The sequence below is a fragment of the Ruegeria sp. AN6 genome, assembly GCF_056540425.1.
The window spans coordinates 117,435-144,303 of record NZ_JBQFWR010000003.1; the positions used below are offsets into that span (position 1 = coordinate 117,435).

At 56.4% G+C, this 26,869-nt stretch carries 26 protein-coding genes; 12 read left to right on the plus strand and 14 right to left on the minus strand.

The window, feature by feature from the left end; translation table 11 throughout:
• Nucleotides 1-106 precede the first annotated feature (106 nt).
• From ACR0MQ_RS06980 to ACR0MQ_RS07005, 6 genes are read left to right on the plus strand one after another with little or no spacing between them, the layout of a single operon-like run.
• Entirely contained in the window at nucleotides 107-604 is a 498-nt protein-coding gene (locus tag ACR0MQ_RS06980) for a flagellar basal body-associated FliL family protein (protein WP_170774690.1), read from the plus strand.
• A 9-nt stretch (nucleotides 605-613) separates the two neighbouring features.
• Nucleotides 614-1,075 carry a hypothetical protein gene (locus ACR0MQ_RS06985; protein WP_319545562.1) on the plus strand — a complete coding sequence of 154 codons (462 nt, stop codon included), beginning with the start codon at nucleotides 614-616 and terminating at the stop codon, nucleotides 1,073-1,075.
• Nucleotides 1,072-1,665 carry a MotE family protein gene (locus tag ACR0MQ_RS06990; RefSeq protein ID WP_170774685.1) on the plus strand — a complete coding sequence of 198 codons (594 nt, stop codon included), beginning with the start codon at nucleotides 1,072-1,074 and terminating at the stop codon, nucleotides 1,663-1,665. Before ACR0MQ_RS06985 ends, ACR0MQ_RS06990 begins: the two co-directional genes overlap by 4 nt.
• A 46-nt stretch (nucleotides 1,666-1,711) precedes the next feature.
• Nucleotides 1,712-2,581, plus strand: a complete 870-nt coding sequence (gene motA, locus ACR0MQ_RS06995; protein WP_480606889.1) for a flagellar motor stator protein MotA — start codon at nucleotides 1,712-1,714, stop codon at nucleotides 2,579-2,581.
• The gene (locus tag ACR0MQ_RS07000; protein ID WP_480606891.1) at nucleotides 2,578-3,330 is read left to right on the plus strand and encodes a hypothetical protein; all 753 of its coding nucleotides are present in this window, start codon (nucleotides 2,578-2,580) and stop codon (nucleotides 3,328-3,330) included. The genes motA and ACR0MQ_RS07000 overlap by 4 nt, the downstream gene beginning before the upstream one ends.
• A gap of 6 nt (nucleotides 3,331-3,336) precedes the next feature.
• Nucleotides 3,337-4,725, plus strand: coding sequence for a hypothetical protein (locus ACR0MQ_RS07005; protein WP_480606894.1), 1,389 nt, complete (start codon nucleotides 3,337-3,339; stop codon nucleotides 4,723-4,725).
• Nucleotides 4,726-4,843: 118 nt separating this feature from the next.
• Here ACR0MQ_RS07005 and ACR0MQ_RS07010 read toward each other — a convergent pair whose 3' ends face one another.
• From ACR0MQ_RS07010 to betB, 3 genes are all read right to left on the minus strand, one after another.
• Nucleotides 4,844-6,196 carry an MmgE/PrpD family protein gene (locus ACR0MQ_RS07010; RefSeq protein ID WP_480606896.1) on the minus strand — a complete coding sequence of 451 codons (1,353 nt, stop codon included), beginning with the start codon at nucleotides 6,194-6,196 and terminating at the stop codon, nucleotides 4,844-4,846.
• Nucleotides 6,193-8,634 (minus strand): GcvT family protein, encoded by a 2,442-nt coding sequence (locus tag ACR0MQ_RS07015; RefSeq protein WP_480606899.1) that lies wholly within the window; start codon nucleotides 8,632-8,634, stop codon nucleotides 6,193-6,195. The genes ACR0MQ_RS07010 and ACR0MQ_RS07015 overlap by 4 nt, the downstream gene beginning before the upstream one ends.
• Before the next feature lie 120 nt (nucleotides 8,635-8,754).
• Nucleotides 8,755-10,209, minus strand: a complete 1,455-nt coding sequence (gene betB / locus ACR0MQ_RS07020; protein WP_480606902.1) for a betaine-aldehyde dehydrogenase — start codon at nucleotides 10,207-10,209, stop codon at nucleotides 8,755-8,757.
• Between the two features lie 190 nt (nucleotides 10,210-10,399).
• Between betB and ACR0MQ_RS07025 the strand changes: the two genes are divergently transcribed.
• Nucleotides 10,400-10,729, plus strand: coding sequence for a hypothetical protein (locus ACR0MQ_RS07025; protein ID WP_170471586.1), 330 nt, complete (start codon nucleotides 10,400-10,402; stop codon nucleotides 10,727-10,729).
• Between the two features lie 6 nt (nucleotides 10,730-10,735).
• Here the strand turns inward: ACR0MQ_RS07025 and ACR0MQ_RS07030 are convergent, their stop codons facing one another.
• Both ACR0MQ_RS07030 and trhO read right to left on the minus strand, forming a co-directional pair.
• Complete coding sequence (locus tag ACR0MQ_RS07030; RefSeq protein WP_170471584.1) at nucleotides 10,736-11,236, minus strand: potassium channel family protein; 501 nt, start codon at nucleotides 11,234-11,236, stop codon at nucleotides 10,736-10,738.
• A 63-nt stretch (nucleotides 11,237-11,299) separates the two neighbouring features.
• Nucleotides 11,300-12,205 (minus strand): oxygen-dependent tRNA uridine(34) hydroxylase TrhO, encoded by a 906-nt coding sequence (trhO, locus tag ACR0MQ_RS07035; RefSeq protein ID WP_480606905.1) that lies wholly within the window; start codon nucleotides 12,203-12,205, stop codon nucleotides 11,300-11,302.
• A 96-nt stretch (nucleotides 12,206-12,301) separates the two neighbouring features.
• Here trhO and pncA point away from each other — a divergent pair, with 96 nt between their 5' ends.
• Nucleotides 12,302-12,895 carry a bifunctional nicotinamidase/pyrazinamidase gene (gene pncA / locus ACR0MQ_RS07040; RefSeq protein ID WP_170774673.1) on the plus strand — a complete coding sequence of 198 codons (594 nt, stop codon included), beginning with the start codon at nucleotides 12,302-12,304 and terminating at the stop codon, nucleotides 12,893-12,895.
• A 3-nt stretch (nucleotides 12,896-12,898) separates the two neighbouring features.
• Here pncA and ACR0MQ_RS07045 read toward each other — a convergent pair whose 3' ends face one another.
• Entirely contained in the window at nucleotides 12,899-13,429 is a 531-nt protein-coding gene (locus ACR0MQ_RS07045; RefSeq protein ID WP_170774671.1) for a hypothetical protein, read from the minus strand.
• A gap of 164 nt (nucleotides 13,430-13,593) precedes the next feature.
• On the opposite strand from ACR0MQ_RS07045, the gene pncB reads away from it, so the two are divergent.
• The gene (gene pncB / locus ACR0MQ_RS07050; RefSeq protein WP_170774669.1) at nucleotides 13,594-14,886 is read left to right on the plus strand and encodes a nicotinate phosphoribosyltransferase; all 1,293 of its coding nucleotides are present in this window, start codon (nucleotides 13,594-13,596) and stop codon (nucleotides 14,884-14,886) included.
• On the opposite strand, the gene ACR0MQ_RS07055 is transcribed toward pncB, so the two are convergent.
• The 6 genes from ACR0MQ_RS07055 to ACR0MQ_RS07080 are packed head-to-tail and all read right to left on the minus strand — an operon-like array spanning nucleotide 14,883 to nucleotide 22,296.
• Nucleotides 14,883-16,334 carry an aldehyde dehydrogenase family protein gene (locus tag ACR0MQ_RS07055; protein WP_480606910.1) on the minus strand — a complete coding sequence of 484 codons (1,452 nt, stop codon included), beginning with the start codon at nucleotides 16,332-16,334 and terminating at the stop codon, nucleotides 14,883-14,885. The genes pncB and ACR0MQ_RS07055 overlap by 4 nt on opposite strands.
• Before the next feature lie 40 nt (nucleotides 16,335-16,374).
• Nucleotides 16,375-17,973: an ABC transporter ATP-binding protein gene (locus tag ACR0MQ_RS07060; protein WP_480606913.1), complete on the minus strand. Its 1,599-nt coding sequence runs from the start codon at nucleotides 17,971-17,973 to the stop codon at nucleotides 16,375-16,377.
• Nucleotides 17,970-18,785: an ABC transporter permease gene (locus tag ACR0MQ_RS07065; protein ID WP_480606916.1), complete on the minus strand. Its 816-nt coding sequence runs from the start codon at nucleotides 18,783-18,785 to the stop codon at nucleotides 17,970-17,972. The genes ACR0MQ_RS07060 and ACR0MQ_RS07065 overlap by 4 nt, the downstream gene beginning before the upstream one ends.
• A complete protein-coding gene (locus tag ACR0MQ_RS07070) occupies nucleotides 18,782-19,729 on the minus strand; it encodes an ABC transporter permease (RefSeq protein WP_170471567.1) in 948 nt (315 codons plus the stop codon). Before ACR0MQ_RS07070 ends, ACR0MQ_RS07065 begins: the two co-directional genes overlap by 4 nt.
• Nucleotides 19,730-19,769: 40 nt before the next feature.
• On the minus strand, nucleotides 19,770-20,789 hold the full coding sequence (locus ACR0MQ_RS07075) for a hypothetical protein (protein WP_480606919.1): 1,020 nt from the start codon (nucleotides 20,787-20,789) through the stop codon (nucleotides 19,770-19,772).
• Nucleotides 20,790-20,808: 19 nt separating this feature from the next.
• Nucleotides 20,809-22,296 (minus strand): ABC transporter substrate-binding protein, encoded by a 1,488-nt coding sequence (locus ACR0MQ_RS07080; RefSeq protein WP_480606922.1) that lies wholly within the window; start codon nucleotides 22,294-22,296, stop codon nucleotides 20,809-20,811.
• 170 nt (nucleotides 22,297-22,466) lie between these two features.
• Here ACR0MQ_RS07080 and panB point away from each other — a divergent pair, with 170 nt between their 5' ends.
• The 3 genes from panB to glpK all read left to right on the plus strand — a co-directional run bounded on the left by panB (nucleotide 22,467) and on the right by glpK (nucleotide 25,703).
• Nucleotides 22,467-23,306 carry a 3-methyl-2-oxobutanoate hydroxymethyltransferase gene (panB, locus tag ACR0MQ_RS07085; protein ID WP_170774654.1) on the plus strand — a complete coding sequence of 280 codons (840 nt, stop codon included), beginning with the start codon at nucleotides 22,467-22,469 and terminating at the stop codon, nucleotides 23,304-23,306.
• Entirely contained in the window at nucleotides 23,303-24,154 is an 852-nt protein-coding gene (panC, locus tag ACR0MQ_RS07090) for a pantoate--beta-alanine ligase (protein ID WP_480606925.1), read from the plus strand. The genes panB and panC overlap by 4 nt, the downstream gene beginning before the upstream one ends.
• Nucleotides 24,155-24,224: 70 nt before the next feature.
• The gene (glpK, locus tag ACR0MQ_RS07095) at nucleotides 24,225-25,703 is read left to right on the plus strand and encodes a glycerol kinase GlpK (RefSeq protein WP_170774650.1); all 1,479 of its coding nucleotides are present in this window, start codon (nucleotides 24,225-24,227) and stop codon (nucleotides 25,701-25,703) included.
• Here glpK and smpB read toward each other — a convergent pair.
• Nucleotides 25,700-26,182 (minus strand): SsrA-binding protein SmpB, encoded by a 483-nt coding sequence (smpB, locus tag ACR0MQ_RS07100; RefSeq protein ID WP_010438434.1) that lies wholly within the window; start codon nucleotides 26,180-26,182, stop codon nucleotides 25,700-25,702. The genes glpK and smpB overlap by 4 nt on opposite strands.
• Before the next feature lie 44 nt (nucleotides 26,183-26,226).
• Complete coding sequence (gene idi, locus ACR0MQ_RS07105) at nucleotides 26,227-26,769, minus strand: isopentenyl-diphosphate Delta-isomerase (protein WP_010438432.1); 543 nt, start codon at nucleotides 26,767-26,769, stop codon at nucleotides 26,227-26,229.
• Between the last annotated feature and the right edge of the window lie 100 nt (nucleotides 26,770-26,869).

Genomic DNA, 26,869 nt, shown 5'->3' on the forward strand with positions numbered 1-26,869 from the left:
TCACCGACATTCTGCTCGGCTCAACCCCTGTTTGGACGATTGCCTTTAACAATCGGTTAGTCCCTGCGGGGTTATGACAGTTGCCGAACAGATTCATGAGGACGGCATGACCGACGCAACAGCTGACGAAGTGGAAACCCCTAAAAAATCAGGAAAAAAGGGCCTGATTCTTGGGATGATTCTGGCCGTGGCAGGCGGTGTTGGTGGCTATTTCATAACCGCCTCTGGCTTACTGCCAATTGGTAGCGGTGCCGAAGCAAAAGAAGAAGATAGCAATAGCAATAAAAGGCCAGCGACGGCGTTGCCAGACGTGAGCTTTGTTGATCTGCCGCCGGTGATCGTTTCGGTCAATGCAGGCGATTCACGGCATCTCAAGTTCCATGCTCAACTCGAGGTGAACGCGGGCTACGCCGCCGAGGTTGAAAAGATGCAGCCGCGAATCATGGATGTTCTGAACAGTTATCTACGCGCGGTCGAGCTGAACGACCTTGAAGATTCACTCGCCTTGGTGCGCATCCGTGGGCACCTGCTGCGACGTATAGGAATTGTCGTAGGTGACGGCCTTGTGCGCGACGTTCTGGTGACAGAATTTGTATTGAATTAGGAGGCGAAGGTGGAACTGATTGCCGATATTCTGCTGGTTGCAGGTGCGCTTGGGGCAGGGCTGTACTGTTTCATTTTGGCGCGACGTTTGCGTCGATTTACTGATCTTGAAAAGGGCGTGGGTGGTGCGGTTTCCGTTCTTTCGGCCCAAGCGGAAGAGCTGCGAAAATCGCTCGATAGCGCCCGTCAGTCTTCCGACGAGTCCGGGGTTGCCCTACAGACTTTGACTGAACGGGCGGAGTCGGTAGCGCAGCGCCTGGAACTGATGATGGCCTCGATGCACGATGTCGTACAGGAAGACCAACCAAGCCCTGAGCAGCCCGAAGAGCACGCGCAGGAAAAATCTGACGTGGACGCTGTCGAAGAAACTGTTCCTGAAAATTCTGAGCCCATATCCCTAAAACCCGTAACAAAGCCCGAGGGCTTGATGTTCTTTCGGCATGCTGCAGCGTCAAGCGGGTCGGGCCAATGATCCGCCAAAGAAAAAAGAATTCTGACCAGCGCCCGCGCGGAGGAGTTCTGACCGTCATCTCCTTGCTGATGATCGGGTCCGCCATCATTCGGATCGGGCTTGAGGCTGGGCCTGCGGTGGCGCGTGGGACTGATCCGGCCTTGGCAGAGCAAATCAAGTCGGAGCGCATTGAGACCAGCGCCGCGGATCTGCAAGTTTTGCTAGCAGAACTGCTACGCCGCGAAGTCGAACTGAATCAGCGGGAAAGCACGATTGTCGATCGAGAACATGCGCTGGACATCGCAGATCAGGCCATTGAAGCCCGGTTGGCCATGCTGCAGGAAGCCGAAGAGTCGCTGCGTGAGACCGTCGCTATTGCCGAAACGGCCGCCGAAAGCGACCTGACGCAACTGACTGATGTTTACCAAAGCATGAAACCAAAGAATGCCGCGGCCTTGTTCGAAACGATGGATGCAGTATTCGCCGCCGGATTCCTGTCACGCATGCCACCGGAGGCTGCCGCCAATGTGATGGCCGGTCTCAGCCCCGAGGCCGCCTATGGTATCAGCGTCATAATGGCTGGGCGCAACGCCCGCGCCCCACAGGAATAATGCTGATGGGCAACCACTTCTCCCACCTTAACGCCGGAGATCACTTATGATCGGACTCATCGGAATTGCTGTTATCTTCGTCATGATTTTTGGCGGATATCTCGCCGCTGGCGGCAAGATGGCGATTATCATGAAGTCATTGCCGTATGAAATGATGATGATCGGAGGCGCCGCGATTGGTGCTTTTATGATCAGTAACGACATGGGTGGGGTCAAACACACCGCGAAAGATATTGGCAAAGTGTTCAAAGGCGCGAAGTGGAAGCCCGAAGATTATCGTGATCTGCTTTGCCTGTTGTTCTCGTTGATCCGGATCGCGCGCGCAAACCCGGTTGAGGCCGAGCAACACATCGAAGAGCCTGAAAACTCGTCGCTTTTCTCAGCTTATCCCAAGATCAAAGCCGACAAAGAAGCCGTGGACCTGATCTGCGACACCATGCGTTCAGCCGCGATGAACTATGACGACCCGCATCAAGTCGAAGAGGTACTTGAAAAACGGATGGAGGCAAATTTCCATCATGCCATGCACTCGAGCCATGCCTTGCAAACCGTTGCCGACGGCCTGCCCGCCCTTGGTATCGTAGCTGCGGTTCTAGGCGTTATCAAAACCATGGGTTCGATCGACCAGCCCCCAGAGGTGCTGGGAAAGCTCATCGGCGGCGCGTTGGTCGGCACTTTTCTGGGCGTTTTTCTTGCCTATGGTTTGGTCGGTCCGTTTGCTGGAAAACTGAAAGCTGTAGTTGAAGAAGACAACCATTTTTATCAACTCATCAAGGAGGTTCTGGTCGCGAATCTGCACAATCACAACGCTGCGATGTGCATCGAGGTCGGACGCCAAAACACGCCAACCCACAACCGTCCCAATTTTTCAGAGCTTGAAGAGGCCTTGAAAGAAATCAAACAGGCGGCTGCATGATACGGGCTTTCACATTAGTTTTACTGGCCCTTGGCACCAGTGTGTCAGCGCAGGTGCTGCGTGTTCGCTCGGGCGAACACGATGGATACACCCGTCTGGTGATACAAGTGCCTGCCGGCACCGATTGGGTTATGACTCCAAACGAACGCGGTGCTGATCTGAATATTGCTATCAAAGGCGCCACATTCGATACCGGAACCGTATTTGACCGGCTGACCAGCAAAAGACTTCAGTCTCTAACTCAGGCTAGTTCAGGTGGAGCTCTGAAGATGGTCTTTGGATGTGAATGTGTCGCCACCGCATTTCTGCATCAACAAACTATGGTGGTCGTGGACATCTCGCCCGGTAAATTCATTCCGGTTGCGGTTCCAAAAATCGACGTGGTGACAGACCTTCACCCGGACATCGCAAAGCAAGCTCCGCCTCCAGTACACATCCCTGCAACTGCGCTGACGTTGCCCTTGTTGCAAATGAGTCATCAAAACTTTGAGGACGAGCTGATATCCCGCATATTACAAAGCGCAGATCGTGAGGTTATTGACCTCACACTTGCTGGTATTGGGCGCAGACAATCCGCTCGTTTTGGACCTTTGAGAACCTCAGACGCAAAAGCGCCCAATTTACGATTGTCTTCAGTTCTGGACGACGCCCGGGGTCTCGAAAGTCTGGCACTTCCAGAATTCGATGCCAAATTTGAATGCATCACCGATGCTGAACTGGAGTTCGACTCCTGGGCAGGCCCCGAATAATTTGTGGTGCAGGTAGCGCAACTGCGAAAGGGGCTATTCCAGGAGTTTGATCGACTCGATCAGGAAAAGGCCCTGAATCTGGCCAAGCTGTACACATATTATGGATTCGGAGCCGAAGCGCTGCAGGTGTTAAATCTGCTGCCAGGAACGACGGCAGAGCAACAACGTGTTTCGGCGATGGCGTCTACTCTCGATGGTTTGACTGCGTCTGAACCGCACTCATTCGCGGGTCAACAAAGCTGCGAAAGCGCTGCAGCGCTATGGGCACTTCTGACCGAGGAGAAACTGGCACCGGAGGCACAGCTGAACATAATCGAGCAAGCATTCAACCGGCTTCCCGAACACCTTAGGCGGCAACTCGGGTCGACTCTGGCAGACTTGCTGGCAACAGCCGGGCGGCTGGAAGCAGCGCGGCGTATTTTGCGTTCGGTAGACCGAGTGATGACAGCTGAAACGGCCGACGTGACCCTGACCAAGGCCACGATCGCCGATGCCGAAGGCAATGCAGATACTGCGAATGCTCACTTGACTGAAGTCATAGCCACCCCAAGTGCTTCTGAGGAAGCACCTCTGGCGCTGGCGCGGTTGATCGAAAAAAGATGGGCCGATCGGGGTTCGATACCACCCAAAGATCTCGATTTAGCGGCAGGTTACGCACGTGAACTCAGAAACTCCGAACTCGGGCCCATGATGGCGCGCGCTCATGTGCTCGCGTTGTCGATGTCGCAGGAGTTCGATGGTGCCATGCATCGTATCCAAAATGCACCTGACGATAAGGATTGGCGCCGCACGCGAGATCAGGTGCTGCAACTGCTTGCTGAGCGGGCGGATGACATCACCTTCCTGCGCTACATAATCGGACTGAAGGAGAAAACTCGCATTACCCTGAGCGTGGATACGGCCACATCGGTGGCGCATAGGTTGGTCAAGCTTGGATTTTCGAACGCTGCCCGGGAATGGACAGACCCATCGGGCGATCAGAACCATGCTATCGAGCGTGCCCGGATTAGGGCACGTTCAGCTCTACTAAGCGACCATCCTCGCCAAGCTTTGCTGGAATTGTCTGAAGATCCCTCAGACGACGCGCGAGTATTGCGGGCTCAAGCTTTGGCGCGGGTGCAAAACTTCTACGCCGCGGCGGAATTGTTTAGAGAAACTGGTCAGATCGAGGCTGCCGACCGCCTATTCTGGTTGGCGGGCACGAATGAGATTGATGCCAAGGATTCGAATGCCTTCAGCGATCTAAATCGGATCAGAATATCGTTAGATCAACCGATTGAACGGCAATCTGACAAACCTCTGGCAGATGCCAAAACGCTTTTGAAGGAGAGCGCCAATGCCCGCGCGCAAATTTCAGATATGCTTGAAATCGTGCAAACAGGCGGATTGAATTGACCGGACCCGCAGTGCCCAGTGGTTATGCTGTTTCAGAGTTGGTCATTCGCCTAACACCTTAAATCAGTCTCTAACATGGCGAATCTCGATCATTTATTTAATTCGGCGTGGCGCCGTATCAACGTGCGGGTGGGTCGTATATCAGGGCAGACAGATTGGAAAAGCTTGACCCGGGTTGGGTCAACTTCAATGTGGCCGCAAGGATCTGGGCGGCCCGATTGCGCCCCACAGCTGGCGCTGCAAATTCGGTGAATTTATCGGTGATCTCCTGTTTGCTCAGGGGATTTTCCTGACCACCGCGCGCGTTGATATCACCTGAATGATAAACAGATCCGTCCAAGGTTTCGATCTCGACATCTGCCCATCGTCCTGCTGGGAAACGGGCAGAGTGACGCGGGCTCTCTTTGACCTTAATCAGCTTTGTAATCTCTGCGACCGTTGGATCAGACAGGCCTTTGCCCGAGATATGTTCTACACCAATGCGACCGTGAACTGCCTGAACCGCTACAGCAAATGCCAACGAGTATTGAGCCTGTGAGGTAGTCAGAGGGTGGTCAGAATACAGACAAGCTGCTTCTTTAAAGCTGTTGATGCGGATGGCTGCGATCTGTTGATATGTCAGCTTATGTTCCTGCATCAGCATCCGAACACCGTCAATTGATGCATGTGCCCAACGGCAGATTGGATACGGTTTGATATATTGCTGCTCAACTTGCCAGACCCGGCCAAGATCGTCCCAGAATGGAACAGCCTCTTTCGCCTCGATCGTGATTGCAGGTGCTCCGGTAAATCCGCGCTCGGCCAGGATGGCAGATGACAGCCCCACCAGGGCACCCCAACCGGAACCGTCGTGCAACATTGTTGGATTTGCAATCTCGCGCATCATTTGGCTGCGTGGCCCGTGGAATTCCGCAATCCCCAACGCCTGTCGCAGTTGATCTGGGGTATGACGGCGTAAACGCGCCGCCAAAGCAGCCACGCCCAACGCATTCCAGGCACCGGAAGTGTGATAGTCACTGACCGTTGCGTGTAGGGTCAGGCCAGCCCGACCCGCGATTTCATACCCGATGATCATAGCCGCCAGAGCCTCACGACCCGACAGATCCGGGCATTGTTCGGCCAACGCAGCAAGCGCCGGAACAATGGCAACTCCGATGTGGCCTTTGACGGGATTGAACCCGTCATGGGCATCCAGATTATCGGTTTGGCTGGCAGTTGCATAAGCTGCACCTGCAAGACTGGCGCGCCGCCCGTCGAACAGCATCCGAGCGCTAAAATCAGGCTCTGAACTTGCAAAAAGCAACGCTGCGGTATCCCGGGCGATCCCACCGGCCTGTATCGATCCTGCAGCGATCAGAACACCCATCGTATCCAGCAACAAATACGCAGCTGTCTCGCGGGCTGTGTCGGGAATGTCTTCGGCGGTACCGTTCAGAGCAAACTCGGCAACCCGGTCAAAAACGTTGGTCATTTCACTGGCTCCGCAACGGCTTTCGTATCGCGTAATCTATTTCCGGCGGGGTCGAACGGTGGCTTTGAAAGGAATTTAGCTTTGTGTGGTTTTCCAAGAATGAAGATGTCGACCGTGTCTCCGGGTTTTGCGGCTTTGGGGTTGGCGTAACCCAGGGCCAGGGATTTGCCGACCGAATACCCATATGCGCCGGAAGTTACCCGGCCCACCGGGATACCGTCGGGGGTGAAGATCGGTTCGCCGCCAGTGGCGTCGGCTTTGTCCGCATCGACCTCGAATATCGAGAGCACCTCGCGCAGGGTGTTATCCTTGACCCGTAGATAAGCATCTTTGTGCAGAAATTCTTTGTCCAGCTTGATCAGACCTGACAGGCCAACCTCTTGTGGCCAGTATTCCTGAGAATACTCTCGCCCCCACGAGCCATACCCCTTTTCGATGCGCAAAGATCCCAGTGCGCGACCGCCAACCGGGCCACCGCTCAGGTCTATTGCAGCCTCTAATAGCGCTGAATAGAGTCTGGTTTGATCTGATTCCGCGCAATGCAACTCCCACCCCAGATCGCCAGTAAAGCTGACACGGATGGCCAGGCAATTTATGCCCACCACCTCGATGGTGCGCGAGCGCATAAAGCGGAACGCGTCGTTTGAAAGGTCTGCATTGGTCAGCCGCTGTAACAATTCGCGCGACTTGGGCCCAGCCACGTTGAAGCCTGCGATGCGATCGGTGGCGACCTCGAGCGTGGTGCCTTCGGGCAAGCCGATCATGTTGAAAAACCGCTGATGATAACGCTCGGCCATACCCGAGCCGATCATCATATACTCTTCATCAGCTGCCTTGGTGATGGTAAAGTCACCAGCCACGCCGCCGCGAACCGAAATCAGGGGCGTCAGGCACGAACGACCAACCTCGGTCGGGACCTTGTTGGCCACCAGACGATCCAGCCAGTTATAAGCACCTGGGCCTTTCACGACGTAATTGGCGAAGTTCGAGATGTCGATCACACCCACATGATCGCGCAGCATCTGTACCTCGCGGCCCACCGGTTCCCACCAGTTCTGACGGGTGAACCCATTGGTTTCTTGTACACCGGGCTGATCGGCAAACCACAGCGGATGTTCCCAGCCGCAGTTCAGGCCAAAGACAGCGCCCATATCCTTTTGCATTTTATAGGCGGGGCGGACACGCGCGGGGCGTCCCGCGCTGCGCTCCTCATTGGGGAAATGGATGGCGAAACGGTGGGTATAGACGTCCTCGACCCGCGCCTTAGTAAAGGCCTTGTCGGCCCAGTCGCCGAACCGGGCTAGATCCCAGGCAAACATGTCGTATTGCGGCTCGCCTTCTATCATCCATTGCGCAGACAGCAGACCCAGCCCGCCCGATTGCGAGAAGCCCGGAATGATGCCGGTGCAGCAGAAATAGTTCTGCAGCTCGGGCACTGGGCCCCAGATTGCGTTTGAATCAGGAGACCAGATCATCGGCCCGTTGATCACCCGTTTGACGCCCGCCGTGGCAGCGACCGGTACCCGTTCTGTGGCGCGGATGACATTTTCCATGATCCGGTCCAGATCGTCTGGGAACAGGTCATGGGCAAAATCCAGCGGCGTGCCGTTTTCGGCCCAAAACCGCATGTCTTTCTCGTAGGCGCCGATCAGAAGGCCGTTGCCTTCCTGGCGGAAGTAATATTCTCCGTCCCGGTCAGCGATCGAGGGTAGGCGGCGCCCAAGATTAGCCACTTCGTCGATGGCTTCAGTGACGAAATACTGATGCTCGGTCGGTTGCAGTGGCAGTTCGATGCCCGCCATTGCAGCCACTTCGCGCCCCCACAGGCCCCCCGCATTCACAACCCATCGAGTGTGAATGACCCCCTTATCCGTGCGCACGATCCAAGAGCCATCGGGTTGCTGTTCAGTCCCTATTACAGGGCAAAACCGCTCAATTGTGGCCCCCATTGCGCGCGCACCCGAAGCGTAGGCGTGGGTAACCCCGGACGGATCGACATTGCCACCATCGGGTTCGAACATGATGCAACGGATGTCGTCAAACTGCGCCAACGGGTGAAGTTCACTCGCCTGTTCGCGGCTGATCTCATAAAAGTTCAAACCATAGAACCGGGCTTTCGCCTCCTGCAGTCGTAGCTGATGTTCGCGATCTTCGGTTTGCGCCAGATACAACGAACCAGATTGGAAAACCCCGCAGCCCTGCCCGGTTTCCTTCTCCAGCTCTTTGTACAGGTTCATCGTATAGTGCTGGATGCGGGTGATGTTGTTGTTGTCATGCAGGCCGTGGATGTTCGCTGCCGCATGCCAAGTTGATCCCGAGGTCAGCTCATCACGTTCCAACAGAACCACATCGGTCCAACCAAGCTTGGCCAAATGATAGAGGATTGAGCAGCCAACCAATCCTCCTCCGATCACGACGGCCTGAGCGTGGGTCTTCATGGTCTGATCTCCTGTCTGCGAACCTAGTGCTCTCAGGAAAGTCAGCCACAGCCAAATGTCAGGTTATGCTCTGTTCCCGACGCGAAATGTCGGGAACAGAGTCTGAATGACCGGTTTTGATCAGTAAGGGGCCTCGACATCGTTCATCGAAACATACACAGTCTTCATCTCGCTGAAGTGGTTGATCGCCAGTTTCGAGTTCTCGCGCCCCACGCCCGACATCTTGGACCCACCGAACGGGGCCTCAACCGGGGCGAGGTTATAGGTGTTGATATAGCAAGTGCCAGCTTCGAACCCCGCCACAATTCTATGGGCGCGGGTCAGGTCATTGGTGAAGACACCGGCAGCCAGACCGAATTCGGTATCATTGGCACGCGCCAGCACCTCTTCTTCGGTTTCAAAATCCAGCACCGACATCACAGGTCCAAAAATCTCTTCTCGTGCGATTGTCATATCGTCGGTGACGTCGGCAAAAACTGTGGGCTGCATGTAGAACCCGTCACCTGCGATCCTGTCGCCGCCGTAGACCAACCTCGCACCCTCGGCTTTACCTTTTTCGACATAGCCCAGCGCAATATTCATCTGGTTTTCGCTGACCATCGGGCCAAAATTGACCTCCTCATCCAGCGGATCACCAATTTTCGCAGTGGCCAGACGATCGGACAAACGCGAAAGAAATGCTTCCTTGATACCCTTTTGTACAAAGACGCGAGTGCCGTTGGAACATACCTGCCCCGAAGAATAGAAATTGCCCAAGATCGCACCCGAGACCGCATTGTCGAGATCTGCATCGTCGAAAACGATCATCGGGGACTTCCCGCCCAGCTCCATGGTGACGTGTTTCATGCCATCGGCTGCCGCCGCATAGACCTTGCGGCCCGTTGGAACCGACCCAGTCAACGAGACCTTGGCTACACGCGGATCGGTAACCAGGCTGGCCCCGACATCTCCATAGCCTTGCACCACGTTGTAGATACCTTTTGGCGCGCCCGCCTCGATCAAGATTTCGGCCACCTTCAAAGCTGACAATGGTGTGGTTTCAGACGGTTTGAAGACCATCGCATTGCCGCAGGCCAGCGCTGGGGCACCTTTCCAACAGGCGATCTGGGTCGGGTAGTTCCACGCACCAATGCCGACACAGACACCCAATGCCTCGCGGATCGTATAAACGAAATCTCCACCCCCCAGTGGGATATGTTCGCCGGTCAGAGACCCTGCCAAGCTACCAAAATATTCCAAAGCATCTGCGCCGCTTGTCGCATCTGCCACAAGTGTTTCCTGCAGTGGCTTGCCGGTGTCGTGGGTTTCGAGAATTGAAAGCGCCCGATTGCGATCCCGCATGATGTCTGACGCACGCCGTAGGACCCGGCCCCGTTCCGTGCCCGACATGGCGGCCCAGCTTGCCTGAGCCGATTTTGCACTGTTTAGAGCCTGTTCTACGACTTCAGGTGTTGCAGAATGCAACCGCGCAATAACTTCACCGGTGGCTGGATAAATAATGTCGATTGGGGTGCCTCTGGTATCTTCAACATATTCGCCGTTGATGAAATGGCTGGCCTTGGGCTGAAATTTCATGCCGAATCCTTCTCTTTTCAGATCACCCCTGTGCAAGGGGAGGTGTGTGTTGCTGACAGACTTAGCTTTTATTGATTGACTAGTCAATAAAACCAGTGATTGGCAGGTTCTCGCCGAATCCAAATGGCCTTCTCTTGAAACGAAAGGTTAATGTTCTATTTATGTTCCACATAGTCAGAGGATAACCCCGATGGCCCAGAACATGCGAAAAGCCGCACTTGGCGGCACGTCAAACGATTATTACCTGTTGCCTGTGACAGATCGGCAGATGCGCTATGCCCGCGCGATTGCACAAAAGTCCGCGCTTGAGATTCCTGTCGAGGCGCAACACGACCGTAAATCATTGTCAGACTGGATATCGGCCCATAAGCCGCATGACCCGTCGCCTTTCGCAAACTACCCAACGGGCAAGCAAGTCGCGTTTGCGGAGCGTATTTCGCGCACTAAACGGCGTCCGATCCCATCCGAGTGTTTCCGCGACAGACAATTGATGTCTCGATGGATCGATCACAACAAATAAGCTGGTCTACTTGCTGTGGTTGCGCGCGTATAGCGCCACGGCTGCGGCTACAAACATGCCCAACAGGATATAGCCCGTAACCGCCTCGGCCACGGCCAACCCACGGCACAGGCCGGTCGGGGACATGTCGCCATATCCGACCGTGGTGAAAGTGACGTACGAAAAATACAGAATATCTGCCGGTCCGTTGGCGCCGACAACACAATGATCCTCATACCCGAAGGCGCCGTAGACGGCGGCAAATAGGAACGGCACAACCTGAATGAAGGACACCCCCATCAAAAACAGCATTCTGCGCGGGGATTTCACCTGGGTTATGTAGTAGTAGGATTGCGAAACCATCCAGACCACCAGCCCAATCGATGCAATCGTACCGATCGTGTCACCTGCGGTGGTTTCATTCAGACGCGACAAACCGTACCAAGCGAGGAAACTGGCCAGAACCAGCCCTAAGGCTGCCAATAGGGTGGATTTCCATTCTTCCAGGGTTCTGGGTTCGTGAGTCATATCCGCTCCATCAGGCAGGCCCAAAGGCATCATCCGTTTTTCGGCATAGCCTGCAAGATGAATTCAATCTGACCCCAGATGTTCCTCACCTCGCGCGCGGGCCAGCTGGATTTGTCTCTGCCGCTCGCGAAACCGTGCCTTGTCCTGTTCGGACGTCTCATCAACACATCGATGGCAAGATACACCATGTTCGTATTCAGGGCGCTTTACATCTTCAGGCAGGATTGGGCGGCGGCAGCCATGGCAAAGCTTGTGTGGGCCTTCGACCAGCCCATGACCAACTGAAACGCGATTGTCGAAGACAAAACACTCACCCTGCCACGTGCTGTCTTCGCGTGGCATCTCCTCGAGATAGCGCAGGATGCCACCTTTCAGGTGGTAGACATCCTCGACGCCCTGCCCCAGCAGATAATTAGTGGACTTCTCACATCGAATTCCGCCGGTGCAGAACATGGCGACACGCTTGTTGTGAAATCGCTCTTTGTTTTCTTCCCACCATGCTGGGAAATCGCGAAAACTTGCCGTGTTTGGATCTATTGCGCCTTCAAACGTGCCGATTGCAACTTCGTAGTCATTGCGCGTATCGATCACCACCACATCGTCCGAGCGGATCAGATCGTTCCAGTCCTCGGGCTCAACATAGTTTCCGACACTGGCACGTGGGTCGACATCGGGCTGCCCCATCGTCACGATCTCTTTTTTCAGACGCACCTTCATCTTACCAAAGGGTGGGTGGTCTGAGGTTGCCTCTTTCCATTCCAGATTGTTGCAACCCGGAAGCGCGCGGATATGCGCCAGCACCGCATCAATCCCAGCGCGGGGGCCGGCTATGGTGCCGTTGATCCCCTCGTGCGCCAGCAACAGGGTTCCTTTCACCGATTGAGCGCGGCAAAGCTCGTGCAAGGCAGGGCGCAACGCGTCAGGATCAGGGAAGCGTGTGAAATGGTATAGGGCAGCGATTGTGTACATGTGCGCGATCTAATGCGCCTGATGAAAACACACAAGAGACAGCATTGACGATCCCTGCTGCGCGCCATACCGATTATGTAACTGAAGGAGACCAACATGTCCCACGCGCTGCTCGTTATCGATGTTCAGAATGATTTCTGCCCGGGAGGCGCACTCGCCGTTGCGGGTGGCGATGAAATCGTCGCTCCGATCAACGCGATCATGGACGATTTCGATGCGGTGATCCTGACGCAAGATTGGCATCCGGCGGGGCATTCGTCTTTCGCCAGCTCACATGACGACAAATCCCCGTTCGAAATGATCCAGATGCCCTACGGCGCTCAAGTCCTGTGGCCTGATCACTGCGTTCAAGGCTCGGATGGCGCGGCCTTTCACCCGGACCTGCGTACCGATGGCGACCTGATCATCCGAAAAGGCTTTCGCCGCGATATCGACAGTTATTCGGCATTCTTCGAAAATGATCATTCCACTCCGACTGGTCTGAAAGGCTATCTTGAGACGCGCGGGATCGGACTGTTGACGATGGTTGGACTGGCGACAGATTTCTGCGTCCATTATTCGGCGGTAGATGCGGCACGTCTTGGATTTGACGTTACTATCAGAACCGGTCTGTGCCGTGCGATAGATATGGATGGATCATTATCATCCGCCGAGAAATCAATGCGCGAAGCGGGTGTCAAATTGGCCTAACGATCAATTCGCTGCGCCGTACTCCGCCAGGAGCTTCAGCAACACAAACAAAATCACAGCAAGCCCCAACGCAAATCCCAATCGCCCAACCAGGGTGCGCCGTTCCGGACGTACCGGCTCGGGGCTTTGGGATTGTACAGGTCGCGCAGGTGCCGGGCGGAGAACATGACCGGGCTTAGCTGCCCTGATGTGCGCCAGGAAGTGATGAAAATCAAACTCGCCGCAATATTCGCCCTGAACACCCATGTTCCGAATGTTTGCAAAAAGCCGTTTCAGAATTACGACGCGATTCTCGGAATCCTCGGGCCGGTAATATCCGGTGGACTGATTGTCACTCACCGTATCCAGACTGAAGCCAGATTCCAGAAATATGCGACGTATTTTAGGCGAAGCTGCCCGCAAGGCATCTGCAGTCTTGATATTCCTGAACTGCGCGCGCACCGGGGGTCGCCCTGTTACCGCTGTGTATCCATGTTCCGGATCAACCTCATCCGGAGCAATCGCCACTATGTCAAAGTCGTACTCGAGACTCATTCACCAAATTCAACCTCTCAACCATCCCCACCCCCTCACTAAAGCGTGAAGGACACTCATAATATGCCCGCAATGTGACTTGTCATGGGCATTGTTACCAATCCAGCGACTCTTGCCAATCAGCGCGCTGATTGATCTAACAACGGAAATCGCAGGAGGTCCCCATGGTCGACATCGCGACGCGGGTCTACAATCACAAATGGAAGATTGACCCAATTGTGCGGTCATTAATAGACACAGACTTCTACAAACTGCTGATGTGCCAGTCAGTGTTTCGTAATAAGCCCCAAACAGACGTGGTTTTTTCGCTCATTAACCGGTCGAATCACGTTCCATTGGCCAAATTGATCGATGAAGGTGAGTTGCGTGAACAGCTGGATCATATCCGTTCCCTCAGTCTCAGCCGGGGTGAAAGCACCTGGCTGCGCGGCAATACGTTCTATGGCAAACGCCAGATGTTCCGTCCTGATTTCATGGAGTGGTTCGAAAATCTGCGTCTGCCGCCTTATCATCTGGAACGCAAAGGCGATCAGTATGAACTGACCTTCGAAGGCAAGTGGCACGAGGTCATGTTGTGGGAAATCCCAGCATTGGCTGTGCTGATGGAGCTCCGCTCGCGCGCAGTTCTAAACGGGATGCGCCGGTTCGAGCTTCAGGTGCTGTATGCCCGCGCAATGACACGCGTTTGGGAAAAAATCGCCCAGCTTCGCAACATTGAGGGGCTGGGGATTGCGGATTTCGGCACACGACGGCGGCATTCGTTTCTGTGGCAGGACTGGTGCGTGCAGGCGATGATCGAAGGTTTGGGACCATCTTTCACCGGTACGTCCAACTGCCTGATTGCGATGCGCCGCGAAGTAGAGGCTATCGGCACCAATGCACATGAATTACCAATGGTCTATTCGGCTCTGGCTAAAGATGACGCTGCGCTCGCCCAAGCGCCATATGATGTGCTTAGCGACTGGCATGAAGAACATGACGGTAATCTGCGTATTATTCTACCTGATACCTATGGCACCAAAGGGTTTTTAGACCGCGCGCCCGACTGGCTGGCAGGCTGGACAGGAATACGTATCGATAGCGGCGATCCTGCAACCGGGGCCGAAATTGCAATTGATTGGTGGAAATCTCGAGGTGAAGACCCCACTCAGAAACGCATTATCTTCTCGGACGGATTGGACGTGGACAAAATTCGCGAACTGCACGCCCAGTTTGCTGATCAGACTAACGTGTCGTTTGGCTGGGGCACTCTGCTGACCAACGATTTTCGCGGGCTTGTTCCAAATGACGCCCTGGCCCCCTTCTCGTTGGTCTGTAAGGCAGTGTCCGCCAATGGCAAACCAACCGTGAAGCTGTCTGACAACCCGGAAAAAGCAATGGGGCCAACAGATCAGATTGAGCGGTACAAGCGGGTTTTTGGCGTCGGAGCGCAGAAAGCGATCGAGGTGATCGTTTAGCCGTGATAGGCGGCAACCGTCTTGAGCTGTGAGAACCCGTACAGCGCCTCGAACCCTTTTTCGCGGCCGTGGCCGGATTTACCGACACCTCCAAAAGGCAGCTCAACACCGCCGCCCGCACCATAGTTGTTGATGAAGACTTGCCCCGACTGCAGCCCCTTGGCCAGTCGCATCTGGCGCGCCCCATCCCGCGTCCAGACGCTGGCGACAAGGCCATAGTCGGTGCTATTCGCTATGCTTAGAGCCTCTCCCTCAGTTTCAAACGGTATCAAAACCTGAACCGGACCAAATATTTCGTCGCGCGCAAGCACATGGTCAGAAGGGACGTCAGCAAAGAGCGTAGGCAGGACATAAGCCCCATTTTCTGGGGCGTTTTCCACGATTCGTCCCTGTCCGGCGATGGTCAAATCCGCACCCTTCTCAAGAAAACCGTTTACGATCTGTTTTTGCCGTTCCGAGATCAACGGCCCGACGCGTGGATCGTTCATCGCCGGTCCCACGGATAGCTCGCTATATGCGTCGGCCATGCGAGACTTGACCTGCTCATAAACGCCCCGCTGAACCAAAATGCGAGATGAGGCCGAGCAGGTTTGGCCCGCATTCTGAATGCCCGCATTCACCAGAAACGGCAGCGCGGCATCCAGATCGGCATCATCGAAGACCAGTTGCGGCGACTTGCCGCCCAATTCCAGCGTCACCGGGACAACATTTCGACCAGCCGCTTGCTGCACAAGTGCTCCCGTCGCGACCGACCCGGTGAAGGAGATATGATCGATATCTGAGTGTGCTGATAGCGCCGCGCCTGCTTGGGCCCCCAGTCCCGGCACAACGTTCAGAGCGCCGGGTGGCAGGCCAGCCTCCAACGCAAGGTGCGCAAAGGCCAATGCGGTCAGGCAGGCTTCTTCCGCCGGTTTCAGAACGCAGGCGTTGCCCATCGCCAGCGCCGCCCCGACCGAGCGGCCAATGATCTGCATCGGATAGTTCCACGGCACGATATGGCCGGTCACACCATGCGGTTCGCGCAGCGTGTAAACGGTGTAGCCATCAAGGTAGGGAATGGTCTCGCCCATCACTTTATCAGCAGCACCGCCGTAAAACTCGCAATACCGCGCCAAGGCAACGGCATCCGCCCGCGCCTGGGTCAGCGGTTTGCCGACATCCATCGCCTCAAGCTGTGCCAGATCATCGACCCGTTCCAGAACCAGTTGCCCCAACCGGGTGAGAACACGCCCCCTTTCCAGCGCGGTCACGCGACCCCATTCGTCATCGCGCGCAGAACGGGCGGCCTGCACTGCAGCATCTATATCGCGTTCGTTACCCCTTGCGATCTGGCAGATTTCAGAGCCGTCCGAAGGATTAACAAGCGTCAAGCATTGCCCTGACGCAGGTGTTTTCCATTCACCACCAATCAGACACAGGCTGGGATCGAACCAGAGGGGAATAGACATCAGAAACTCCTAAAACAGGCTCTAATAAAGTACTTTTGGATCATGCAGCCCCCTGTCCGATCTCTGGCAGACTGGGCGCTGCATCAATTAGCGTTCGCGTGTAGGGGTGCTGTGGCTGGATAAAGACCTGCTCGGTTTCACCCTGCTCGACAATCTTGCCGGCCTGCATCACCAACACGCGGTCGGTTATGGTACGAACCACGCTCAGATCGTGGCTGATAAACAGATAGGTCAGATCGTAAGCCTCACAAAGCTCGACAAGAAGGTCGAGGATCTGGGCGCGAACCGAAACATCGAGGGCCGAGACAGCCTCATCGAACAGGATCAACTCGGGCTGGATGATCAGCGCACGGGCGATGGCGATCCGTTGGCGTTGCCCGCCCGAAAACTCGTGGATATACCTGCTTGAGTCATCCCGGCTGAGGCCAACCGCAGTAAGCATTTCGGCAATGCGATCCTGCCGTTCGGACCCGTCTGGCGGGGTTTCGAGTAGGTGAAACGGCTCGGTGATCAGGCGCGCAACCCTGTGGCGCGGATTGAAACTGCCGTAGGGGTCCTGAAACACCACCTGCATTTTGCGACGTACTGCAAGATTGGGTTTATGGCCTGTAAATACAGGCTGACCATCTAGAGATATTCGGCCTTGTTGTACCTCTTCGAGACCCAATATCGCCCGTGTTAGGGTCGATTTTCCACAGCCAGACTCACCAACCAACCCCAATCGTTCCCCTCGGCTCAGCGTAAAGCTAATCTGATCGACGGCCCGGTGATGGCCAGGTGCATCGAACAAATGCTTTCTGGGCAGGCGGTAGTCCCGAACCACATTGTCGACTTCCAGCAATGGCCGTGGCTCTGGGGCTACCGGCAGGTTGACCTGATGCCCCGAAGCCTCGAACAGCATGCGGGTATAGGGGTGTTGCATATGGCGTAGCAGATGTTCAGTTGCGCCGGTTTCAACCACCTCGCCATGCCGCATAACCACGATCTGATCCGCCATGCCAGCAACCACTGCCAAATCATGGGTGATCATCAGCAGACCCATGCCGTATTCCGTCACCAGTCCTTTGAGCAAGTCGAGGATTTGTGCCTGCGTCGTCACGTCCAGCGCCGTTGTCGGCTCATCAGCGATCAGTAACCGGGGGCGCAACGCAATCGCCATGGCGATCACCACACGCTGACGCTGTCCACCCGACAGCTCGTGCGGAAAGCGTGTCATAGGGAACCGGTCGGTGGGCAATCCGACCCGCGCCAAAACCTCTTCGGCCCGTTCGCGCGCCTGGGCGGGGGGCATGGTCTTGTGGATCAGGATGGTCTCCATCACCTGATCGCCAATTGTCTTGACCGGGTTCAAGGCAGTCATCGGTTCTTGGAAAACCATTCCGATCGCGGCACCCCGCAGGGCGCACATCTCTGCTTCTGACTGATTCAGCAGGTTCTGACCGTCAAGCTGCAGCACCCCTTCCGCATCAGCCCCGCTGGGCAGCAACTGCATCACGGCAAGGGCGGTCATGGATTTTCCCGAACCGCTTTCACCGGTCACAGCCACGATCTGCCCAGGGACAATTGACAGGTTAATCTGCTTTAAAATCGGTGTGCCATGGATGGCTACTGAGAGGTTCTTGATCTGCAAAAGGCTCATGCGCGGGCCACCCGTATCCGAGGGTCCAACCAGTCGCGCAAGCCATCACCCAGAAGGTTCAGACCTAGAACCGTCACGATGATCGCCAAACCCGGAATCAGAGCCAAATGCGGGGCAAAACTGACCATAGTCTGCGCGTCGGCCAGCATTCTGCCCCAGCTTGGTGTGGGCGGTTGCGCGCCCAGGCCGACATAAGACAGCCCGGCCTCGGCCAGAATACCCAGAGAGAATTGAATCGTTCCCTGAACGATCAGCAGATTGGCGACATTGGGCAGGATGTGTTCAGCCGATATGCGTGCCGCCCCTTTGCCTGACACGCGGGCGGCGAGGATGAACTCGCGCTCCCACAGCGACAGGGCCGCACCTCGGGTGATGCGCGCAAAGACAGGGATGTTGAAGATACCAATGGCGATGATCGCGTTGATGGCCCCGGCACCAAAGACAGCGGTGATCAGAATGGCGATGACAAGAGAGGGGAATGCAAAGACCAGATCGTTGCCGCGCATGATGACTTCGTCCAGCCACGATCCTTTGCGCGCGGCAGCGGTCAGGCCCAAGGGGACGCCCAGCGCCATGCCGATCCCGACGGCCACCAATGCTACCGCAATCGAGGTACGAGCGCCGACCATGATCATCGAGAACATGTCGCGCCCGAAATGATCGGTGCCGAACCAGTGTTGCGCGTTTGGCGGTTGCAGCTTTGCCGAAATATTGAGCGCGGCATGGTCATATGGCGTCCAGACAAACGATACGAGCGCTGCCAAAAGCACCAGTGAAGACAGTGCGGCACCAAGGATCAGGTTGCGGCTCATGTCCTGCTCCTCAGTCTTGGATCGACGGCGGCATAGGCCAGATCGACCAAAAAGTTCACCATGATGACGGCGAAGACCAGCAACATGACGACCGATTCCACTACGATCAGGTCACGTGCAGAAATCGCCTGAAACACCAGCCGTCCGAGGCCTGGCAGATAGAAAACCTGTTCGATGATGATTGAGCCTGCCAGCAGGAAGGAAAATTGGAGCCCGATGATCGTCAGCACAGGAATCAGAGCATTCCGCACCCCGTGTCGCCACAGTGCCTGACGGCGTGACAGGCCCTTGGCGCGGGCAGTACGCATAAAATCCTCGGCCAGAATGTCCAGCAATGCCGATCGCATGACCCGCGCAAGAATAGCCGCCTGTGGCAGGGCTAGGGCGATCGCAGGCAGGGTCAGAGAATGCAGGCCGGTCCAGACGCCGTTTTCCCAACCCGCGAACCCGCCGGCATTGAACCAGCGCAGATTGATCGCAAAGATCAGCACCAGCATCATTGCAAACCAGAAGTTCGGCACTGCTATCCCGAGCTGCGTTGCGCCCATTACAGCCAGGTCACCCGGTTTGCCACGCCGTGCCGCTGCATAGATACCAGCGGGAAACGCAATAAGCGTGGACAGGGTCAGTGCGTACAACGCCAGCGGCAACGACACCCATAGTCGATCCGTAATCATCTGCGACACCGGCGTGCGATAAGTGTAGGATGTGCCGAAATCCCCAACCAGCATCCCGCCGACCCAGTTGAAATACCGCTCGACTTTGGAGACATCGAGACCCAATTCAGCCCGCAGGGCGGCCAAAGTGTCTGCCTGCGCGTTCACACCCAGCATGAACGACGCCGGATCACCGGGCGCAATCTCGATCACCGCGAAGATGACAACCGAGGCGACGGCCAGACTCAGGATCAGCGACAGCAGGCGTTTGAGGGCATAACGTAGCATTGGTAACAGGTTAAGTGTCTGGATTGCGCGGGTCCAGCACCTACTCGTAGGCCTGTCGTTCGTCGTTGACCAGTTTGATCGCACAGGCCGAGAGACTGGCGGCGGGCTCGGTCTCTGACAGCCATCCAAGATTGGTTTCAGTGCGAGCCAGCGCCGCGCGACGTAGGACCATCAGCCGGGCGCGTGGGCTATCCAGAAATTCATTTTGCGGGATCACCGTTTCAAGCGGGCTGTCGATACGGATGACCTCGAAGTACCCCCCTGTCAGTGCCAAAAACGCAAAAGCGCAGGCCGGTGCGTCATCGGCACATTGCTGATTGCAAAGTTCCGCGATGGGGTGTGTTGCTTCCGAAGACATCAGCCAGCTCTCTACCGATTGACGCCACGGGTTATCCGGGGAGATATCGCCGTACCCCAACCCAAGCGCCAGAAGACCCGCCATACCCAGCGCCTGGTCCGAGCTTGCGTCGACCGGATCAGGTTGAATGTGGCGCAATGCGGCCAGCCCGTCTCCGCGTGGTTCTGGAGTTTGTGACAGATAGGCCAAGTAGGGTTTCAAGGCCTGCATGACTTGATCGTTGGCCTGCAGCGTCTCACGCATGCTGGCGTTACCATACAAAGCCACGATGCGCGTTGGATAATCCGTGGCCTGATGCTCACCAAGCGCGTTAAGTTTTGCGATCAGGTCAAGATCGGGGTTCGGATGCTTGGCCTGGAGTAAAGTTTGCGCCAACTCGTTTCCAGCGCGTGCCTCGACCGTTAACCACGACTGCCCAAAGGCCGACCAATCTTTCTTGCGAAAAAGCTTTCGCGACTGTTTGGGTCCCAGCGAATGACGATATGGCGACGGCCCAAGGTCCGATGTTTCGATCCGACCCAGTAACAGGCGCGCTTCTACGTCACCTTCAGCGGCAAGCTCTGCCAGCATGGGCAGGGCCTGCTCATCGTCGCCTTGCAGCCACAACTCAACCGCCTGGCCAAGCGATGAGTCGGCCCGCGCAACAGGTGTAATAGCGATCTGCGCCGCGAGGGTAAGAGCGACGAAGATTGACTTGACCATGCACGGACCTCCCTAGGGTCTATTCGTCCCAGCTGATGGCAGTCAGGTCGATGGCTGCGGTGGGCGCGTTTTCCCAAAGACCCTGAACACCCGCCTTGGCAACCCCGAGCTTGGCAAGCTGAAACAGATACCCGTTAACGTAATCGGTTGCGATCAGGCGCTGCGCCTCCCCCAACAGACGAGTACGTTCATCAGGGTCGGTGGTGGAATTCAGAGTGTCCATCAAAGCCTGAAAATCGGTGCTGTCATATTGGAAGTAATAGTCAGGACGCGCATAGATACCGATATCCATAGGCTCGGTGTGGCTGACGATGGTCAGGCCGAACTCCTTGCCTTTGAACACGCTTTCCAGCCATTGCGCCCATTCCACATTGATGATCTCGGCTTTGATGCCAATCTCGGCCAGCTGAGCAGCGATGATCTCACCCCCGCGCCGAGCGTAAGAGGGCGGTGGCAGGTGCAGCGTGGTCTCGAACCCGTCGGGATATCCGGCCTCGGCAAGAAGAGCCTTAGCTTTCTCAGGGTCGTAGGCCGAATTACCAGTCAGATCGACATAAGCCGGGTTGTGCGGCGCGAAATGGGTGCCGATGGGTGTGCCATAACCGAACATAGCGCCGTCGATGATGGCTTGCCGATCGGTGGCAAGGGCTAGGGCCTGCCGCACGAGTATATCGTCAAAGGGTTCTTGTTTGTTGTTGGTCGATAGGATTGTCTCACCCTCAGTCGAGCCGACAAGGACCTGAAAGCGCGGATCGGCCTCGAACTGAGGCAGGTTCTCGGGCGCAGGGAAGTTGTCGAACACGTCCACATCCTCGGCCATCATGGCGGCGAAGGCGGCGGTCGGGTCCGAAATAAATTTGAACGTTGCAGTCTCTAACGCGGGCTGATCGCCCCAATAGTCGGGATTTCGATTCAGGGTGATGCTGTCCCCTTGCACCCAATCGGCAAAGGTGAACGCACCCGTGCCAACCGGGTTGGTCTTAATATTCTCGATACTTTCCGGCGCAACGATGACCGCGTCACCCCAGGCAAGGTTGAAGAGGAAATTACCGTTCGGTTCCTTCAACGTCACCTGAACGGTCAGAGGATCTACAACTTCGACAGTCTCAATCCCAGCAAACAGAGCCTTTTGTGCATTGGCGCTGTCTTCCGCAGTCGCCCGGTCGAGGCTGAATTTGACGTCCTCGGCATCCATCGTAGTGCCGTCATGAAAAGTCACGCCATCGCGCAGTTTGAATGTATAGACGGTGCCGTCATCCGAAATCTCCCAACTTTCAGCCAACCCGGGAACAACCGATCCATCGCCCATAAAGCGGGTCAGACCTTCGAAGATGTTGGTGTAGACAACCGAATCGATTGCCTGAGCGGCGGCGCTGGTTGGGTCCAGATGCGGCGGCTCTAGCTGCATGGCGATGGTGATGTCGGATTTAGCCAGAACCTGCGTGGCAAACAGGCTGGCACCTAGGGCCAAGGCCGATGCGAATGAGCGAAAGCGCTGCTTTGTCATGAAAATCTCTCCCCACATTATACGACTATTCCGCTGACTACGGATCGTTCTGAGACCGATCCTGCCAGAAACCCCGGGTCAATCAAGGGATTGTTGGCGCAACCGGGGTTTCTTTGCATCTGCCGCATCTGCTATGCCGCACTGCAACATGAACCCTGCGAGGAGTGATCATGAGTGCCACCGCCCACAGGAAAGCCCCGAACGCCGAGGATATCCGCGCCCGGAAAGGCACTGAACCTCTGGTCTCGCTGACTGCCTACACGACGCCGATGGCGCGGTTGATGGATGCGCATTGCGACTTTGTTCTGGTCGGTGACAGCGTCGGCATGGTGCTGCACGGGTTGACCTCGACCCTCGGGGTCACAATGGACATGATGATCATGCACGGTCAGGCCGTCGCCCGAGGGCTGGACAGAGCCATGATGGTGATCGACATGCCCTTCGCCAGTTACGAACACGACCCGGCGCAGGCCTTCCGCAACGCGGCCCGTTTAATGTCCGAAACCGGTGCAGGCGCGGTCAAGCTGGAAGGCGGCGTGGAGATGGCCGAAACCATTCGGTTTCTCGTCAAACGCGGCATCCCGGTGATGGCGCATATCGGTTTGACACCGCAATCAATCAACACGCTGGGCGGCTACAAGGTACAGGGGCGCGACAAACAGGCCGATGCCGTACTGGCCGACGCCTGTGCCGTTGCCGAGGCCGGTGCGTTTTCCGTCGTGTTAGAGAAGGTTCCGCAAAGCTTGGCTGACCGGATCACGTCCCAGATTGCGATCCCCACCATCGGCATTGGTGCTTCGGCCGGGTGTGATGGGCAAATTCTGGTGGTAGACGACATGCTGGGCTTTTTCACTGCTTTCAAACCAAAATTCGTCAAACGCTATGCCGATCTTGGCCCGTTGGCCGAAGCAGCAATTGCAGAATACGCAGCCGAGGTTCGAGCTCGCAGCTTTCCGGCAGACGAACATGTCTTTGCAGATCAGACCCCTTCAAAAGGGTCCAAGTCATGACCGCGCCTGTTCTGCGTCGTCTGGCGGATTTGCGTGCACCGACGCGTGAATGGCGCCAAAAGGGCGAAGTGATCGGAGTCGTTCCGACCATGGGCGCGCTGCATCAAGGACATCTGTCACTGGCCGAAGCCGCCAAGGCGGATTGCGACCGGGTGGTCGTGACAATCTTCGTGAACCCCAAACAGTTCAACAACCCAGAAGACCTTGCCAACTATCCACACACCGAACAGGAAGACGCGGAAAAGCTGGCCCCTTATGACGTTGATGCGATTTACGTACCCGACCCTCAGGAGATCTATCCCGAGGGATTCGCCACCACAGTCTCGGTCTCGGGCCTGACTGACACAATGGAGGGTGAATTCCGCCCGGGTCATTTCGATGGCGTGGCGACCGTTGTCGCCAAACTGTTCCTGCAAACGCAGGCGGATCGAGCCTATTTTGGGGAAAAAGACTATCAGCAGCTTATGATCGTCCGACGGATGGCCGGCGATCTGGATATTCCGATCAAGGTGATTGGTTGCCCGACGGTACGAGAGCCCTCGGGTCTTGCCATGTCTTCGCGCAACCAGAGACTGTCAGATCGGGGGTTGGTAATTGCGGCTAAAAAACATCGCATCATGCGCGCACTTGTTCAGGCTCTGGAGAATGGTGAGGCGTTCAACTCGCTGGTGACGCAAGCCCAGGCTGAACTGCTGGCCGCCGGTTTCGCTGAGGTGGAATATCTGCAACTCCGCTGTGCCGATACGCTGGACCCGCTAACCCACGCCGACCGCCCGGCGCGCTTGTTCGCGGCGACCATGCTTGAAAGCGTGCGGCTGATCGATAATCTGCCGGTGTCAAAGGTCTGATTTCCCCTCTGGCACGTTTGGCATTGTTTGCGCTAAAGTCCCGCAAAACCAATGCGGGAGGGGCGCAGGCATGACCTATATTCTGGCAATCGATCAGGGCACCACATCGTCTCGTGCGATCCTGTTTGACGCGCAAATGCAGCGCGTCGGCACTGCGCAGCACGAGTTTACGCAGCATTTCCCGCAGGAAGGCTGGGTCGAACATGAGGCCGAAGAAATCTGGGACAGCGTCCTGACCGTTTGCCGGGAGGTGTTGGAAACCACGGGTGTTGCCGCCAGCCAGATCGCCGGAATTGGGATCACCAATCAACGCGAAACCACAGTTATCTGGGATCGCGCCACCGGTGTCCCGATTCACAACGCGATTGTCTGGCAAGACCGGCGCACTGCTGAAATTTGCGAACGTCTTCGCAAAGCGGGGTGCGAAGATGACGTGACCGCCCAGACGGGGCTGCTGCTGGACCCTTATTTCTCGGGCACAAAGGTCAAATGGCTTCTGGATACTGTGCCAGGCGCGCGCGACCGCGCCGCCGCGGGAGAGCTGCTGTTCGGCACTATCGATACCTTCCTGATCTGGCGCCTTACTGAAGGACGTGTGCACGCCACCGACGCCACCAATGCGGCCCGTACATTGCTGTTCGACATACATAAAGGGGAATGGAGCAGCGAGATTTGTGACTTGCTGGACATCCCCCAAGCCTTGTTGCCCGATGTGCGGGATTGTGCCGCAGATTTCGGATCAACATCCCTGTTTGGTAGTGAAATCCCGATTCTCGGCGTGGCAGGGGATCAACAGGCTGCCACCATCGGGCAGGCCTGTTTCCAGCCGGGCATGATGAAATCCACCTACGGCACGGGATGTTTCGCGCTGCTCAATACCGGTGCGCAGCCGGTTGAATCGAAGAACCGCCTGCTGACCACCATTGCCTATCAGCTGGACGGGCAGAAAACTTATGCGCTTGAGGGCTCGATCTTCATCGCCGGTGCGGCAGTGCAATGGCTGCGCGATGCGTTGCAAATCATCGAAGCCGCACCGCAAAGCGGTGAACTGGCCGCGCAAGCTGATCCAAACCAACATGTTGTCCTTGTGCCTGCCTTTACCGGGCTCGGTGCGCCCTATTGGAAACCCGATTGCCGCGGCGCAATCTTTGGCCTGACCCGCAATTCCGGCCGCGCCGAAATCACGCGCGCCACGTTGGAAAGCATCGCGTTCCAAACCCGCGACCTATGGCACGCAATGCAGGGCGATTGGGGGGCCGAGGCTGACGTGATCCTGCGCGTCGATGGCGGGATGAGCGCATCGGACTGGGCCATGCAGGGGCTTTCGGACATTCTGGGCGCGCCCGTTGACCGCCCGGTGATGCAGGAAACCACCGCGCTGGGTGCCGCATGGCTGGCGGGAATGAAAGCAGGTGTCTACCCGGATCAGGCAGGATTCGCCGAAACCTGGGATCTTGACTGTCGGTTTGAACCCCAGAAGGCCGAGGCCGACCGAGACGCGGCCTATGCGCGCTGGCAGCGGGCCGTTCAGGCTACCATGGCGTTCTAGCTGTGGTCCTTCATCAGACGCTGTTTCTGGCGTGACCAGTCGCGCTTGGCCTGTGTTTCGCGCTTATCGTGTAGCTTCTTACCCTTGGCGATGCCGATCTTCAGCTTCGCCCGGCCTTTGTGGTTGAAGTACAGCACCAACGGCACCAGCGTCATACCCTTGCGCTGAGTCGCGTTCCACAGGTTTGCCAACTCTTTGCGCGACACCAGCAGCTTACGGCGGCGGCGCTCTTCGTGCTTGAAAACCTTGGCCTGCTCGTATGGCGCAATATAGCTGTTTATCAGCCACAACTCTCCGCCATCGACTGACGCATAGCTTTCAGCAATGTTCGACCCGCTTGCGCGCAGAGATTTGACCTCGGACCCTTCCAGAACAATGCCGCACTCGATATCGTCTTCGATCGCGTAATCGAAGCGCGCACGCCGGTTTTCGGCGATCACTTTGTAATTCGAGTCAGTTTTCTGCTTCTGCTTGGCCATGACGCGTTGATGTATTCCGCTTGCGAGCGCCTTGCAAGACAGCGTTACGATTTGGCTGAGATAATCAAGTCAGGCCCAAAGATCGTATCCGCGTGGTTGTGCAGATAAATCTTGAGCCATGGCGTAAAACGGTCCGGGTGCCGTTTCACCTCAGCCAGCAGATCGTGATAGTCGACCCAACGAATATCCATCACTTCGTCAGGATTAGGCTCTATTTTCAATGGTCCACGCACGTGCGCCAGAAAGACATCGACCACCTCGTTCTCAACCATGCCGTTGCCAACGTCGGCGTGATATTCAAGCTTGTGGCGATACTCAGGATATAGTCCGGTAATCCCCAGCTCCTCGCGCAAACGACGTACCGCGCAATGCGAGGCGCTTTCTTCCCAATCTGGATGTGTGCAGCAGGTATTCGCCCAAAGACCCGGCGTGTGATATTTGCCCATCGCCCTGCGCTGCAGCAATATCTCAGTTCCGCGCACAACGAAGACCGACACGGCCTTGTGCTTGAGGCCTTTCTCGTGTGCCTCAAGCTTGTCAACGGGGGTCAGTTCGCCTTCAACCCAGGCCGGGATCATGATTCCCATCTGTCGTCTCCTGTTGGCGAATCCCGGTGCTCAAAGTCATACCGGTTTTTCTCCAAAGTGACGCCGATGGAGGCATCATTCAACCGCACGAAAGGCCGCA

Excerpts from the sequence above, each read along its gene's own strand:
- ACR0MQ_RS06980 (WP_170774690.1), top strand. The coding sequence starts at position 107 with ATGACCGACGCAACAGCTGACGAAGTGGAAACCCCTAAAAAATCAGGA.
- ACR0MQ_RS06990 (WP_170774685.1), top strand. The coding sequence starts at position 1,072 with ATGATCCGCCAAAGAAAAAAGAATTCTGACCAGCGCCCGCGCGGAGGA.
- motA (WP_480606889.1), top strand. The coding sequence starts at position 1,712 with ATGATCGGACTCATCGGAATTGCTGTTATCTTCGTCATGATTTTTGGC.
- ACR0MQ_RS07000 (WP_480606891.1), top strand. The coding sequence starts at position 2,578 with ATGATACGGGCTTTCACATTAGTTTTACTGGCCCTTGGCACCAGTGTG.
- ACR0MQ_RS07010 (WP_480606896.1), bottom strand. The coding sequence starts at position 6,196 with ATGACCAACGTTTTTGACCGGGTTGCCGAGTTTGCTCTGAACGGTACC.
- ACR0MQ_RS07015 (WP_480606899.1), bottom strand. The coding sequence starts at position 8,634 with ATGAAGACCCACGCTCAGGCCGTCGTGATCGGAGGAGGATTGGTTGGC.
- betB (WP_480606902.1), bottom strand. The coding sequence starts at position 10,209 with ATGAAATTTCAGCCCAAGGCCAGCCATTTCATCAACGGCGAATATGTT.
- ACR0MQ_RS07025 (WP_170471586.1), top strand. The coding sequence starts at position 10,400 with ATGGCCCAGAACATGCGAAAAGCCGCACTTGGCGGCACGTCAAACGAT.
- ACR0MQ_RS07030 (WP_170471584.1), bottom strand. The coding sequence starts at position 11,236 with ATGACTCACGAACCCAGAACCCTGGAAGAATGGAAATCCACCCTATTG.
- trhO (WP_480606905.1), bottom strand. The coding sequence starts at position 12,205 with ATGTACACAATCGCTGCCCTATACCATTTCACACGCTTCCCTGATCCT.
- pncA (WP_170774673.1), top strand. The coding sequence starts at position 12,302 with ATGTCCCACGCGCTGCTCGTTATCGATGTTCAGAATGATTTCTGCCCG.
- ACR0MQ_RS07045 (WP_170774671.1), bottom strand. The coding sequence starts at position 13,429 with ATGAGTCTCGAGTACGACTTTGACATAGTGGCGATTGCTCCGGATGAG.
- pncB (WP_170774669.1), top strand. The coding sequence starts at position 13,594 with ATGGTCGACATCGCGACGCGGGTCTACAATCACAAATGGAAGATTGAC.
- ACR0MQ_RS07055 (WP_480606910.1), bottom strand. The coding sequence starts at position 16,334 with ATGTCTATTCCCCTCTGGTTCGATCCCAGCCTGTGTCTGATTGGTGGT.
- ACR0MQ_RS07060 (WP_480606913.1), bottom strand. The coding sequence starts at position 17,973 with ATGAGCCTTTTGCAGATCAAGAACCTCTCAGTAGCCATCCATGGCACA.
- ACR0MQ_RS07065 (WP_480606916.1), bottom strand. The coding sequence starts at position 18,785 with ATGAGCCGCAACCTGATCCTTGGTGCCGCACTGTCTTCACTGGTGCTT.
- ACR0MQ_RS07070 (WP_170471567.1), bottom strand. The coding sequence starts at position 19,729 with ATGCTACGTTATGCCCTCAAACGCCTGCTGTCGCTGATCCTGAGTCTG.
- ACR0MQ_RS07075 (WP_480606919.1), bottom strand. The coding sequence starts at position 20,789 with ATGGTCAAGTCAATCTTCGTCGCTCTTACCCTCGCGGCGCAGATCGCT.
- ACR0MQ_RS07080 (WP_480606922.1), bottom strand. The coding sequence starts at position 22,296 with ATGACAAAGCAGCGCTTTCGCTCATTCGCATCGGCCTTGGCCCTAGGT.
- panB (WP_170774654.1), top strand. The coding sequence starts at position 22,467 with ATGAGTGCCACCGCCCACAGGAAAGCCCCGAACGCCGAGGATATCCGC.
- panC (WP_480606925.1), top strand. The coding sequence starts at position 23,303 with ATGACCGCGCCTGTTCTGCGTCGTCTGGCGGATTTGCGTGCACCGACG.
- glpK (WP_170774650.1), top strand. The coding sequence starts at position 24,225 with ATGACCTATATTCTGGCAATCGATCAGGGCACCACATCGTCTCGTGCG.
- smpB (WP_010438434.1), bottom strand. The coding sequence starts at position 26,182 with ATGGCCAAGCAGAAGCAGAAAACTGACTCGAATTACAAAGTGATCGCC.
- idi (WP_010438432.1), bottom strand. The coding sequence starts at position 26,769 with ATGGGAATCATGATCCCGGCCTGGGTTGAAGGCGAACTGACCCCCGTT.